Source organism: Streptomyces sp. NPDC050121 (genome assembly GCF_044460385.1).
In the GTDB taxonomy this organism is placed as follows: domain Bacteria; phylum Actinomycetota; class Actinomycetes; order Streptomycetales; family Streptomycetaceae; genus Streptomyces; species Streptomyces soliscabiei.
The window spans coordinates 40,463-52,417 of record NZ_JBITJV010000021.1; the positions used below are offsets into that span (position 1 = coordinate 40,463).

The following is an 11,955-nucleotide window of genomic DNA, read 5'->3' on the forward strand; positions in this document are numbered from 1 at the left end:
GTGACTTCCTTGAGAAGAGTGGTGAAGTACTGCGAGCGGGGGCTGAGTTCCGTCAGTGGTGAAGGATCTTCGACAGGAAGTCCTTGGCGCGGTCGCTGCGCGGATTGCTGAAGAACTGGTCGGGCGCAGCCTCTTCGACGATGCGTCCGTCCGCCATGAACACCACGCGATTTGCAGCCGATCGTGCGAAACCCATCTCATGGGTGACGACGATCATGGTCATGCCGTCCCGGGCCAGCTGCTGCATGACCTCGAGGACCTCGTTGATCATCTCGGGGTCCAGGGCCGACGTCGGCTCGTCGAACAGCATGACCTTCGGGTCCATCGCCAGCGCCCGCGCGATGGCGACGCGCTGCTGCTGGCCGCCCGACAGCTGCGCCGGATACTTGTCGGCCTGGGTGCCCACGCCGACCCGGTCCAGGAGGGCGCGCGCCTTGTCCTCGGCCTTCTTCTTGTCGGCCTTGCGGACCTTGATCTGGCCGAGCATCACGTTCTCGAGCACCGTCTTGTGCGCGAACAGGTTGAACGACTGGAAGACCATGCCGACGTCGGCGCGCAGTCGGGCCAGCTCCTTGCCCTCCTGGGGCAGCGGCTTGCCGTCGACAGTGATCGTGCCCTCGTCGATCGTCTCCAGGCGGTTGATGGTGCGGCACAGGGTCGACTTACCGGACCCGGAGGGTCCGATGACCACGACGACCTCGCCGCGCGCGATCGTCAGATCGATGTCCTGGAGAACGTGCAACGCGCCGAAGTGCTTGTTGACGCTCTTCAGGACGACCAGTTCACCGCTCGCGACCGCATCTTCCTTGGTCACCGATACTTCGGTCATCGCTCTGGGGCTCCGTCCTCCTCGGTTTCGGAGGACAGTAGTGACCTGCTGCGATCAGCGTCATTACATCTGAGGGGAATCTGAGCATCACGATCCGATAGCAATCGGACACGTGTCGTAGCACTTGTGACCTGCGCCCGTATCGGCCGGATAACGGAAGCGGCATGCAACCGGAACTCACTTGACGGCGTCCTCGTCCATCAGCGTGACTGCCATGATGCACGCACGCGTGTGCCCCGTTTTTTCACTCACGAGAACCGTACGCCCGTTGTAGTGAGTCAGACCGTATGCCCGATGAACCGGAGGAGGACGGGATGAGACTGCTGCTCGTCGAGGACGACAACCATGTCGCCGCCGCTCTTTCCGCGGTCCTGAAGCGGCACGGTTTCGAGGTCATACACGCGCGCAGTGGCGAGGAGGCCCTGCAGGCGCTCGTGCCGGAGGGGCCCGGCTTCGGGGTCGTGCTGCTCGACCTGGGACTGCCCGACCAGGACGGGTACGAGGTCTGCGGCAAGATCCGCAAGCGCACCGCCACCCCGGTGATCATGGTGACTGCCCGCTCCGACGTGCGCTCCCGTATCCACGGCCTCAACCTGGGCGCCGACGACTACGTGGTGAAGCCCTACGACACCGGGGAACTGCTCGCCCGGATCCACGCCGTCAGCCGGCGCACGGTCCACGAGGACCCGGCCGTGGGCGGCGAGGACGCGCTGCGCCTGGGCCCCGTGCAGATCGAGCTGCCCACGCGACGCGTCACGGTGGACGGTTCGGTGATCCAACTGACCCGCAAGGAGTTCGACCTCCTGGCGCTGCTCGCCCAGCGCCCCGGTGTGGTCTTCCGCCGGGAGCAGATCATCAGCGAGGTGTGGCGCACCAGCTGGGAGGGAACCGGGCGCACCCTGGAGGTGCATGTGGCCTCCCTGCGCGCCAAGCTGCGCATGCCCGCGCTGATCGAGACCGTGCGCGGCGTCGGCTACCGGCTCGTCGCCCCGGCCGCGTAGCGGGGACCGCGGTTGCGTACACGTCTCCTGCCGCTGCTCATCGTCCTGATGGCGGCCGTGCTGCTGGCCCTGGGCGTGCCCCTGGCCGTCAGCGTGGCGGGCGCCCAGCAGCAGAAGGTGGTCGTCGACCGCATCGACGACACCGCGCGCTTCGCGGCGCTCGCCCAGTTCGTCACCGCCTCCTCGGGTACGAGCGACTCCGCGGTGACGCCCACGAACGAGCGACGCGAGACGCTCGGCCGGGAGCTCGACAGCTACTACGACGTCTACGGCATTCGGGCCGGCGTCTTCTACGGCACCGACACCCCCATGGCTCATGCCCCGAGGGACTGGTACCTCCCCGAAACGGGTGAGGTGCGGGAAGCCTTCGAGGAGGCGCTGCTCAGCCGTCGCAGCCATGACCCGCAGCAGGTGTGGCCATGGCAGCGCAATCGGCTCGTCGTGGCGTCGCCGGTCATCCGGGACGGCGACGTCGTCGCGGTCGTCGTCACCGACTCGCCCACCGGGGCCATGCGGTCGCGGATCCTGCACGGCTGGCTGGTCATCGGCGCGGGCGAGGTCGCCGCGATGCTGCTGGCCATCGGCGCCGCCCTGCGGCTGACTGGCTGGGTGCTCAAGCCCGTGCGCGTGCTGGACGCCACCACCCACTCGATCGCGAGCGGCCGCCTGAAATCCCGGGTGGCCGTGGCCGGCGGGCCGCCCGAACTCCGGCGGCTGGCCGGATCGTTCAACGAGATGGCGGACAACGTCGAGGACGTACTGGAGCAACAGCGCGCCTTCGTCGCCGACGCCTCGCACCAACTGCGCAACCCGCTCGCCGCCCTGCTGCTGCGCATCGAACTGCTGGCCTACGAACTTCCCGAGGGCAACGAGGAGATCGCCTCCGTCCAGAGCGAGGGCAAGCGCCTGGCCCAGGTCCTGGACGACCTGCTCGACCTGGCGCTGGCCGAGCATGCCGAGGCCGATCTGCGGGTCACCGACATCGGCGCGCTGGCCGCCGAACGGGTCGCCGCCTGGGCACCCACCGCCGAGGCCAAGGGCGTCCGCCTGGTGGGCGACTGCCCGCCCACCACCGCGTGGGCCGACCCGGTGACCCTGTCCAGCGCACTGGACGCCGTGATCGACAACGCGGTGAAGTTCACCCCTGAGGGGAAGAGCGTCGAGGTCACGGTCGCGGCCGACGGCGAGACCTCGACCGTCGTCGTCACCGACAACGGGCCGGGGCTGACCGACGAGGAACTCGCGCGCGTGGGCGACCGTTTCTGGCGCAGTGGCCGCCACCAGAACATCAAGGGTTCGGGCCTGGGCCTGTCCATCTCCAAGGCCCTGCTCGCGGCGGGTGGCGGCGGCCTGTCCTACGCACACCACGAGCCCAGTGGCCTGACGGCGACGGTGTCGGTGCCCAGGTCGCCGACGTCGTAGCGACGGGGGCTGCGGCTCGGAGGCGGCCTACGGCTCGGAGGCGGCTACGGCTTGACCGAGCGGTAATACCGGCGGGCGCCCTCGTGCAGCTTGAGCGGGTCGGTGTAGATGGCCGTGCGTAGATCGACCAGCTGGGCGGAGTGCACATGCGCGCCGATGCCGTCCCGGCTCTTGATCACGGTCCGGGTCAGCCATTCCGTGAGTCGCGGAGCCATGTTCGTGCGCGTCATCAGCAGGTTGGACACCGCGATCGTCGCCACGGTGGAGCCGTTCTGGATGGCGGGGTAGGCCGACTCGGGCATGTTCGTGGCCCGGTAGTAGCCGGTGGAGTCGTCCTTGCGGTGCATCAGGGCGACGAGCTCGGGGCCGATCGGCACGAACCGGAAGGTGCTGTCGGCCAGCGTCTTCAGGCCGGCCGTCGGCACCCCGCCGGACCAGAAGAACGCGTCGATCTTGCCCTGCTTCAGCTTCTCCGGGCCGGTGTCGATGCCCTCCGACTCGGCCTTGATGTCCTTCGACGGGTCCAGACCCGCCGCCTGAAGCACCCGCTCGGCGATCAGCCGCACACCCGAGCGGGGCAGCCCCGTCGCCACGGTCCTGCCCCGCAGATCCGCGACGGACCGGATGGCCGAGTCGCGCGGCACCACCAGCTGGACGTAGTCGTCGTACAGGCGGGCCACCCCGCGCAGTCGGGCGGCCGAGCCGGGGTGCTGCCGTTCGTACGTCTCCACCGCGTCGGCCGCGGCGATGGTGAAGTCGGCCTGGCCGGCCGCCACGCGCGCGACGTTCTCCTGCGACCCGTTGCTCGTCGTCAGCTTCACGTCCAGGTCGGGCATGTCTCTGGCGAGCTCGGCGCGCAGCCGGGCGCCGTACTCGTAGTAGACGCCGCTGGTCGTGCCCGTGCTGAAGGTGATCGACCCGTGCGGCGGCTCCTCGCCCAGCGGCTGCAGCCACCACAACAACAGCCCGAGGAGGACGGCACCGACGGCCGTGCCCTGCAGGGCACGGCGCCTGCCGACACGGGAGAACACCTTGGACATGGGCGCGATCCTGCCAGCCGGCACACCGTGCTGACCAGCGCATGGCCCGCTTTGCCGGTTGCGGACGGGCCGGACGGGATTGTCAGTGGGCGTCGATACAGTCGGTGCATGAGCTCTTCCTCGCCCGCCGACCTGGTCCGTGAGTTCCACCGCGCCTTCGGCCTCGACGCCCGCAGTACGCCCACGGAGGTGGCGCCCGACCTCGCCGCGCACCGCGGGGAGCTGCTCGCCGAAGAGGCCGCGGAGGTCGCCGAGGTATCGGTGAGCGGCCCGCTGGACCGGCTCGCGCACGAGCTGGCCGACGTCGTCTACGTCGCGTACGGCACGGCCCTGGTGCACGGCATCGATCTCGACGCGGTGCTCGCCGAGATCCACCGTTCCAACATGACCAAGCTGGGCCCCGACGGCCAGGTCGCCCGCCGCGCCGACGGCAAGGTCCTCAAGGGGGAGCACTACGAGGCGCCGGACGTGTCCGCGGTGCTGCGCCGCCAGGGCTGGATACCCGGCGGCGCGGCCTGAAGCGGGGCGGCTGGCGCCGTCCGGTGGCGCGCGTCATGGCCCGCGCCCTGCCTTCGAGGGGACGTCAGTCGCCCACCGGGGCCTGGTGCCGGGCCTCGGGCAGCGGCTCCGCCGTGCCGCCGTCGAGGGGCCCGCGGCGGCGCGCCCACCGAGCCGCCAGCGGCTCCGTGTAGCGGGCGGTGAGCGGGCCGAGGACGACCAGGATCAGGACGTAAGCCGTCGCCAGCGGCCCCAGGGACGGCTCGATTCCGGCGGTGACAGCGAGTCCGGCGATGACGATCGAGAACTCCCCGCGCGCCACCAGCGCACCGCCCGCCCGCCAGCGCCCCTTGACCGAGATCCCGGCCCGCTGCGCCGCCCAGTAACCGGTGGCGATCTTCGTCGCGGCGGTGACGGCCGCCAGCGCGAGGGCGGGCAGGAGGACGGGAGGGATGCTCGCCGGGTCGGTGTGCAGTCCGAAGAAGACGAAGAAGATGGCCGCGAACAGATCCCGCAGCGGGCTCAGCAGGGTGTGCGCGCCCTCCGCGGCTTCCCCGGACAGCGCGATGCCCACCAGGAACGCCCCCACGGCCGCCGACACCTGCAGCTGCTGCGCCACACCGGCGACCAGGATCGTCAGCCCCAGCACGACGAGGAGCAGCTTCTCCGGGTCGTCGCTCGACACGAAACGGGAGATGACCCGGCCGTACCGCACCGCCGCGAACAGCACCAGTCCCGCGACGCCCAGCGCGATCGCCAGGGTCACACTGCCGGCCGCCAGCCCGACCCCGGCCACCAGGGCGGTGACGATGGGCAGGTAGACCGCCATGGCCAGATCCTCCAGGACCAGCACGCTGAGGATCACCGGCGTCTCCCGGTTGCCGACCCGGCCCAGGTCGCCCAGCACCTTGGCGATCACCCCGGACGACGAGATCCAGGTGACGCCCGCGAGCACCACGGCCGCCACCGGCCCCCAGCCGAGCAGCAGCGCGGCGGCCGCACCCGGCACGGCGTTCAGGGCGCAGTCCACGAGCCCGGCCGGATAGTGGGCCTTGAGGTTGGAGACCAGATCGCTCGCCGTGTACTCCAGGCCGAGCATCAGCAGCAACAGGATCACGCCGATCTCGGCGCCGGTGGCGACGAACTCCTCGCTCGCGCCGAGCGGCAGCAGCCCGCCCTCGCCGAAGGCAAGGCCGGCCAGCAGGTACAGCGGGATCGGCGAGAAGCTGAAGCGGGCGGCGAACCGGCCGAGCAGGCCGAGGCCGAGGATGATGGAACCGAACTCGATCAACAGGACGGCGGAATGCACTCGATCACTCCCGCCCGAGTATCGCCGCGGCCGCGTCCACGCCTTCGCGGGTGCCGATGACGATGAGGGTGTCTCCGCCCGCGAGACGGAAGTCCGGCGCCGGCGACGGAATCGCCTCGGCCCGCCGCAGCACCGCCACGATCGAGGCGCCGGTCTCCGTGCGCATCCTCGTGTCGCCCAGCAGCCGCCCGTTCCAGCGCGAGGTCGCCGCCACCTCGACGCGCTCGGCGACCAGCCCCAGGTCCGTGGTGTAGAGCAGGCTCGCGCTGTGATGGGAGGGCATCAGCGCGTCGATCAGCGAGCCCGCCTCGGCGACGGTCAGGCGCAGCGACTGCGCGCAGGAGTCGGGATCGTCGGCCCGGTACACGCTGACCGTTCGGGTGCCGTCGCGGTGCGCCACCACCGACAGGTGGCGCTGCTCCCGCGTCACGAGGTCGTACTGGACCCCGATTCCTGGCAGCGGTGTCGTCCGGAGGCGTGGCGCAGACACGTTTCTTCCCCTTGCTGGTCGGGTGCCGGGAGTCGCCATGCTGCCATCCACCCGTACGGTGACGGGCCGTGAACTCTCCCGCGGCCTCCCGGAGCTGCCCATCCTCATCCTCACGATGTACGACAACGAGCAGTACTTCTTCGAGGCCCTCAAGGCCGGAGCCGGCGGGTACGTCCTGAAGTCGGTCGCCGACCGGGACCTGGTCGGGGCCTGCCGGGCCGTGGTGCGCGACGAGCCGTTCATCTACCCGGGCGCCGAGCGGTCCCTCGTCCGCTCCTACCTCGACCGACTGCACCGAGACGACGGCGTGGAGGGCCTGCCCGAGCGGCCCATCACCGAACGCGAGGAGGAGATCCTCAAGCTCGTGGCGGAGGGCCACACCTCCAGGGAGATCGGCGCGCTGCTGTTCATCAGCGCCAAGACCGTCGAACGGCACCGCGCCGACCTCCCGCACAAGCTCGGCATGCGCGACCGCCTGGAGCTCACCCGCTACGCGATCCGCGCCGGCCTCATCGACCCCTGAGAACGAGCCCGCGAAGCCGCGCGTGCGCAGAGTTCCGGCTGTCGCCCTCCCCCGCGGCGAAGGGGAGGCAGGCGGTCTCCGGGGAGCGCCTACCCTTGAGCCATGACCAGCAGCAGCGACCGGAGCCTCGCAGTGGACGTGCACGCACCCAAGAGCTATGAAATCCGCACTTACGGGTGCCAGATGAACGTCCATGACTCCGAGCGATTGTCCGGGCTGCTCGAAGAGGCCGGCTATGTGCGCGCCCCCGAGGGGTCGGACGGCGACGCCGACGTCGTCGTGTTCAACACCTGCGCGGTCCGAGAGAACGCCGACAACCGGCTCTACGGCAACCTCGGCCGGCTCGCGCCGATGAAGTCGAAGCGTCCCGGGATGCAGATCGCGGTCGGCGGCTGCCTCGCGCAGAAGGACCGCGACACCATCGTCAAGAAGGCGCCCTGGGTGGACGTCGTCTTCGGCACGCACAACATCGGCAAGCTCCCGGTCCTGCTGGAACGCGCGCGCGTGCAGGAAGAGGCGCAGGTCGAGATCGCCGAGTCCCTGGAGGCGTTCCCCTCCACGCTGCCGACGCGGCGCGAGAGCGCCTACGCGGCCTGGGTGTCGATCTCCGTCGGCTGCAACAACACCTGCACCTTCTGCATCGTCCCGGCCCTGCGCGGCAAGGAGAAGGACCGTCGCACCGGCGACATCCTCGCCGAGATCGAGGCGCTGGTCGGCGAGGGCGTCTCGGAGATCACGCTGCTCGGCCAGAACGTCAACGCCTACGGCTCCGACATCGGCGACCGTGAGGCCTTCAGCAAGCTGCTGCGCGCCTGCGGAAAGATCGAGGGCCTGGAGCGCGTCCGCTTCACCTCCCCGCACCCGCGCGACTTCACGGACGACGTGATCGCGGCGATGGCGGAGACCCCGAACGTGATGCCGCAGCTGCACATGCCGATGCAGTCCGGCTCGGACACCGTCCTGAAGGCGATGCGCCGCTCGTACCGGCAGGAGCGCTACCTCGGGATCATCGAGAAGGTGCGGTCTGCCATCCCGCACGCCGCGATCACCACCGACATCATCGTGGGCTTCCCGGGCGAGACGGAGGAGGACTTCGAACAGACCCTGCACGCTGTCCGTGAGGCGCGGTTCGCGCAGGCGTTCACGTTCCAGTACTCCAAGCGCCCCGGCACCCCGGCCGCGACCATGGAGAACCAGATCCCCAAGGAGGTCGTGCAGGCGCGCTACGAGCGCCTCGTCGCCCTCCAGGAGGAGATCTCCTGGGCGGAGAACAAGAAGCAGGTCGGCCGCACTCTGGAGCTGATGGTGGCCGAGGGCGAGGGCCGCAAGGACGGCGCCACCCACCGCCTGTCCGGCCGCGCCCCCGACAACCGCCTGGTCCACTTCACCAAGCCGGAGCAGGAGGTGCGCCCGGGTGACGTGGTGACGGTCGAGATCACCTACGCCGCCCCGCACCACCTCCTCGCCGAGGGCGCCGTCCTGGACGTGCGCCGCACGCGCGCGGGGGACGCGTGGGAGAAGCGCACCGCGGAGAAGGCGGCGAAGCCGGCCGGCGTCCTGCTGGGGCTGCCCAAGATCGGGGTGCCCGCCCCGCTCCCGGTGGCCACGGGCAGCGGCTGCGGCTGCGACTGACGACCGGCGCGACACCCGTGGGGGTGCCCCGCCGATCACGTGCGGGGCTACCCTGCCGATCATGCTTGTCGCCGCCGCAGTCTGCCCCTGCCCACCCCTCCTGGTGCCCGAGGTCGCTGCGGGCGCCGCTCCCGAGCTGGACGCGGCGCGTACCGCCTGCTCCGACGCGCTGTCCGTGCTGGCGGCCGCCCGGCCGGACCGTCTCGTCGTCGTCGGGCCCGCCGAGCAGGCCGGGCGCGGACCGTACCCGGAGGGTGCGCGGGGCTCGTTCCGCGGCTTCGGGGTGGACCTCGCCGTACGGCTGGGCCGTGACGGCGGCGACGCGCAGTCCGGACGCGACCTGCCGCCGTCCCTAGCCGTCGGCGCCTGGCTGCTGGAGCGCGCCGGCTGGTCGGCCGCCTCCGTGGAGGGACTGGGCGTGGGCGAACCGCTCGTGGCCGAGCGATGCGTCGAGGTCGGACGGGAGATCGGCGCGATGTCGGGGCGGGTCGCGCTGCTGGTGATGGGCGACTCCAGCGCATGCCGGACGCTGAAGGCGCCGGGCTACCTCGACGAGCGCGCGGCCCCCTTCGACGCGGAGGTCGCACGGGCGCTCGGCACGGCAGACGTGACGGCTCTCCAGGCGCTGGACGCGGAGCTGGCGTACGAACTCAAGGCGTCGGGCCGGGCGCCCTGGCAGGTGCTCGCGGGCGCCGCCGAGGACGCCGGGCTGACGGGCGCTCTGCTGTACGAGGACGCGCCGTACGGCGTCGGATACGCGGTCGCGGCCTGGTCGTAGCGGACGGGCCGGAGGGCGTGGAACGGCGGACGGCCGCGAGCGTCTCCGCTCCGCGGCCGTCCGCCGTTTCACGCGCGGTCAGGAAGCCGGTGGGGGCGGGGTCGGCGGAGTGAACGTGTCCCCGCCGCCCGCTGGGGGCTCGTCCTTGTGCGCGATCCGGTCCATGGCGCCCTTGGCCTTGTCGGTGCCCGTATGGATCTTGTCGCTGTACTTGCCCTTGGTCTTCTCGTCAACGACGTGCGCGGCCTTGTCGAGACCGTGCTGGATCTTGTCCCCGTGCTGTTGCGCGAGGTCCGAGACCTTGCCCTTGGCCGGGGCGAGCTTGGCCTTCAAATTGTCCAAAAGACCCATGGGTCACCTTCCCTCGCGGGTTCCTTACGTGCGGGCGCCTTCGCCGGCCTCGCTGTCGGCTGCTTCCTCGGCGGACTGCTGCCGGGGGATCTCGACGCCGTCGTCGTCGGCGGCCGGCTCCGCTGCCGGTTCCGCCTCTGCCGCCGTGCCGTCGTCCTTGGCTTCGGTCGCCTCCCGCGTGACCTCTGCAGCCGGTTCCCCGTCGGTGCCGTCCTGCGGCGTACCGGCCGGCGCCTCGGCGGCGGTCGTCGTCTCCTCGGCAGCCGCCTCCTCCGTGACGTCCGACCTCCGGAAAAGTCGCGCCAAAACGCCCATATCCACTCCATACGGTACTCGTGCGGGCGAAATCCCGCGTTGGCCGGTGCGTCCGATTGCGCCACCGGGGCCGCCGCCCCTGCGAAGGGCGACGGGAATCTCGCAACGGGCAACGACTCCGGGCAGGTGCCGTCACGTAACTCGTTCGAGGGCGGGGGTCGAGGTTTGCGAGACTGGTGCGGTGAGCAGCGCACCCCCCGCCCCCCGCGTCATCGCCGTCGTCGGACCGACCGCGGCCGGAAAGTCCGATCTGGGCGTCTTCCTGGCCCAGCGACTCGGCGGTGAGGTCGTCAACGCCGACTCCATGCAGCTCTACCGAGGGATGGACATCGGCACCGCCAAGCTGACGCCCGAGGAGCGCGGCGGCGTCCCGCACCACCTCCTCGACGTCTGGGACGTCACGGTCACCGCCTCCGTCGCCGAGTACCAGAGGCTGGCCCGCGCGCGGATCGACTCCCTGCTCGCCGAGGGCCGGTGGCCGATTCTCGTCGGCGGCTCCGGGCTGTACGTCCGTGGCGCCGTCGACAACCTGGAGTTCCCCGGAACCGACCCCGAGGTCCGCGCCCGCCTCGAGGAGGAGCTCACGCTGCGCGGCTCGGGAGCGCTGCACGCCCGGCTGGCCGCCGCCGACCCCGAGGCCGCGCACGCGATCCTGCCCGGCAACGGCCGCCGGATCGTGCGGGCCCTCGAGGTGATCGAGATCACCGGCAAGCCCTTCACCGCCAACCTGCCGGGGCATGACTCCGTCTACGACACCGTCCAGATCGGGGTCGACGTGGCGCGCCCCGAACTCGATGAGCGCATCGCCCGCCGCGTCGACCGCATGTGGGACGCGGGGCTCGTGGACGAGGTCCGGGCGCTGGAGGCGCAGGGCCTGCGCGAGGGGCGTACGGCCTCACGCGCGCTCGGCTACCAGCAGGTCCTCACGGCCCTGGCCGACGAGTGCACCGAGGCCGAGGCGCGCGCGGAGACCGTGCGTGCCACCAAGCGCTTCGCGCGCCGTCAGGATTCGTGGTTCAGGCGCGATCCGCGGGTGCACTGGTTGAGTGGGGCTGCGGCTGATCTCGCAGAACTTCCGGAGCTCGCGCTGGCGTGGGTGGAACGACCGGTTACAGCCTGATCACGTCATGGCATCGGGACGCCCAGGCCGTCATCCGGGCCTCCGATGCCGTGCCATCATCGAGCTTCGATCGACAAGTGGAGTCCGAGTTGGGAGGGCGCGTGGCGATGGAGGCCGGCCCTCGCGACACCGCAGAAGGCACCGAGCACCGCACCGTCGAGGGCACTGAACCGGAGCCCGAGGAGAGCCGTCTGAGCCCCGACGGGCCGGACGAGGACGACACCCAGGGCGGCGTGAGCGACGACGGTCCCGAGCCCGAGGAGATGTTCGCGAGCGGCCCCGAGGTCGAGGTCGAGCTGCGCCCTCAGCGACGGCTGCGGATCTGGCAGCTCGCGCCCATCGTGGCCCTGGCCGCGATCGGCTCCCTGATGTTCGCCTTCCCGCTCGCCTTCGACTTCGGCGACAGCGGGGCCATGATCGCCATGCTCGGCCTGCTGATCTGCTCCTGCGCGGCCGGCTGGGGAACGACGGCCGCCCGCCGCGTCGGTTACACGTGGCCCGGCCTGCCCCAGCGCGGCTCCGGGCGCCGGCCCGACTGGCGGGTCGTCCTCGCCTACGTCGTGATGGTCGCGGCGGTGGTGGCCCTGGCCGTCTGGCGGGTCGCCCGGCTGCGCTGACCGTCGCGCTCGCCCACCCCGTACGATCGA

13 protein-coding genes and 1 pseudogene are annotated in these 11,955 nt (G+C 71.1%); 8 read left to right on the plus strand and 6 right to left on the minus strand.

Translation table 11 applies throughout. The annotated features are described in order from the left end of the window. Positions 1-52 precede the first annotated feature (52 nt). A complete protein-coding gene (locus ACIBTS_RS28555) occupies positions 53-829 on the minus strand; it encodes an amino acid ABC transporter ATP-binding protein (protein WP_399323122.1) in 777 nt (258 codons plus the stop codon). 314 nt (positions 830-1,143) lie between these two features. Between ACIBTS_RS28555 and ACIBTS_RS28560 the strand changes: the two genes are divergently transcribed. Both ACIBTS_RS28560 and ACIBTS_RS28565 read left to right on the plus strand, forming a co-directional pair. Next, positions 1,144-1,830, plus strand: coding sequence for a response regulator transcription factor (locus ACIBTS_RS28560; RefSeq protein WP_399323125.1), 687 nt, complete (start codon positions 1,144-1,146; stop codon positions 1,828-1,830). A gap of 12 nt (positions 1,831-1,842) precedes the next feature. Beyond that, a complete protein-coding gene (locus ACIBTS_RS28565) occupies positions 1,843-3,252 on the plus strand; it encodes an ATP-binding protein (protein WP_399323127.1) in 1,410 nt (469 codons plus the stop codon). Positions 3,253-3,296: 44 nt separating this feature from the next. Here ACIBTS_RS28565 and ACIBTS_RS28570 read toward each other — a convergent pair whose 3' ends face one another. Next, a complete protein-coding gene (locus ACIBTS_RS28570; RefSeq protein WP_399323129.1) occupies positions 3,297-4,292 on the minus strand; it encodes a TAXI family TRAP transporter solute-binding subunit in 996 nt (331 codons plus the stop codon). Positions 4,293-4,400: 108 nt separating this feature from the next. On the opposite strand from ACIBTS_RS28570, the gene ACIBTS_RS28575 reads away from it, so the two are divergent. Further along, positions 4,401-4,811, plus strand: a complete 411-nt coding sequence (locus ACIBTS_RS28575) for a MazG nucleotide pyrophosphohydrolase domain-containing protein (RefSeq protein WP_399323130.1) — start codon at positions 4,401-4,403, stop codon at positions 4,809-4,811. 64 nt (positions 4,812-4,875) lie between these two features. On the opposite strand, the gene ACIBTS_RS28580 is transcribed toward ACIBTS_RS28575, so the two are convergent. Continuing rightward, entirely contained in the window at positions 4,876-6,099 is a 1,224-nt protein-coding gene (locus ACIBTS_RS28580; RefSeq protein WP_399323132.1) for a cation:proton antiporter, read from the minus strand. A 4-nt stretch (positions 6,100-6,103) separates the two neighbouring features. After that, complete coding sequence (locus ACIBTS_RS28585) at positions 6,104-6,589, minus strand: TrkA C-terminal domain-containing protein (protein WP_319674091.1); 486 nt, start codon at positions 6,587-6,589, stop codon at positions 6,104-6,106. A 64-nt stretch (positions 6,590-6,653) separates the two neighbouring features. Between ACIBTS_RS28585 and ACIBTS_RS28590 the strand changes: the two are divergent. The 3 genes and pseudogenes from ACIBTS_RS28590 to ACIBTS_RS28600 all read left to right on the plus strand — a co-directional run. Next, positions 6,654-7,112: pseudogene (locus ACIBTS_RS28590) on the plus strand (LuxR C-terminal-related transcriptional regulator); the annotation flags it as partial. A 102-nt stretch (positions 7,113-7,214) separates the two neighbouring features. Continuing rightward, positions 7,215-8,744 carry a tRNA (N6-isopentenyl adenosine(37)-C2)-methylthiotransferase MiaB gene (gene miaB, locus ACIBTS_RS28595; RefSeq protein WP_319674092.1) on the plus strand — a complete coding sequence of 510 codons (1,530 nt, stop codon included), beginning with the start codon at positions 7,215-7,217 and terminating at the stop codon, positions 8,742-8,744. A 61-nt stretch (positions 8,745-8,805) separates the two neighbouring features. Continuing rightward, positions 8,806-9,522, plus strand: coding sequence for a class III extradiol dioxygenase subunit B-like domain-containing protein (locus ACIBTS_RS28600; protein ID WP_399323133.1), 717 nt, complete (start codon positions 8,806-8,808; stop codon positions 9,520-9,522). A gap of 78 nt (positions 9,523-9,600) precedes the next feature. Here ACIBTS_RS28600 and ACIBTS_RS28605 read toward each other — a convergent pair whose 3' ends face one another. Continuing rightward, on the minus strand, positions 9,601-9,873 hold the full coding sequence (locus ACIBTS_RS28605; protein WP_399323135.1) for an antitoxin: 273 nt from the start codon (positions 9,871-9,873) through the stop codon (positions 9,601-9,603). A 24-nt stretch (positions 9,874-9,897) separates the two neighbouring features. Then, a complete protein-coding gene (locus ACIBTS_RS28610) occupies positions 9,898-10,188 on the minus strand; it encodes a hypothetical protein (RefSeq protein WP_399323136.1) in 291 nt (96 codons plus the stop codon). Between the two features lie 181 nt (positions 10,189-10,369). On the opposite strand from ACIBTS_RS28610, the gene miaA reads away from it, so the two are divergent. Further along, positions 10,370-11,308, plus strand: a complete 939-nt coding sequence (gene miaA, locus ACIBTS_RS28615; RefSeq protein ID WP_399323138.1) for a tRNA (adenosine(37)-N6)-dimethylallyltransferase MiaA — start codon at positions 10,370-10,372, stop codon at positions 11,306-11,308. 107 nt (positions 11,309-11,415) lie between these two features. Then, a complete protein-coding gene (locus ACIBTS_RS28620) occupies positions 11,416-11,925 on the plus strand; it encodes a hypothetical protein (RefSeq protein ID WP_399323261.1) in 510 nt (169 codons plus the stop codon). The last annotated feature ends 30 nt before the right edge of the window (positions 11,926-11,955 follow it).

What these genes read in the sequence shown, in the direction of transcription:
- ACIBTS_RS28555 (WP_399323122.1), bottom strand. Translation starts at nt 829, where the DNA reads ATGACCGAAGTATCGGTGACCAAGGAAGATGCGGTCGCGAGCGGTGAA.
- ACIBTS_RS28560 (WP_399323125.1), top strand. Translation starts at nt 1,144, where the DNA reads ATGAGACTGCTGCTCGTCGAGGACGACAACCATGTCGCCGCCGCTCTT.
- ACIBTS_RS28570 (WP_399323129.1), bottom strand. Translation starts at nt 4,292, where the DNA reads ATGTCCAAGGTGTTCTCCCGTGTCGGCAGGCGCCGTGCCCTGCAGGGC.
- ACIBTS_RS28575 (WP_399323130.1), top strand. Translation starts at nt 4,401, where the DNA reads ATGAGCTCTTCCTCGCCCGCCGACCTGGTCCGTGAGTTCCACCGCGCC.
- miaB (WP_319674092.1), top strand. Translation starts at nt 7,215, where the DNA reads ATGACCAGCAGCAGCGACCGGAGCCTCGCAGTGGACGTGCACGCACCC.
- ACIBTS_RS28600 (WP_399323133.1), top strand. Translation starts at nt 8,806, where the DNA reads ATGCTTGTCGCCGCCGCAGTCTGCCCCTGCCCACCCCTCCTGGTGCCC.
- ACIBTS_RS28605 (WP_399323135.1), bottom strand. Translation starts at nt 9,873, where the DNA reads ATGGGTCTTTTGGACAATTTGAAGGCCAAGCTCGCCCCGGCCAAGGGC.
- ACIBTS_RS28610 (WP_399323136.1), bottom strand. Translation starts at nt 10,188, where the DNA reads ATGGGCGTTTTGGCGCGACTTTTCCGGAGGTCGGACGTCACGGAGGAG.
- ACIBTS_RS28620 (WP_399323261.1), top strand. Translation starts at nt 11,416, where the DNA reads ATGGAGGCCGGCCCTCGCGACACCGCAGAAGGCACCGAGCACCGCACC.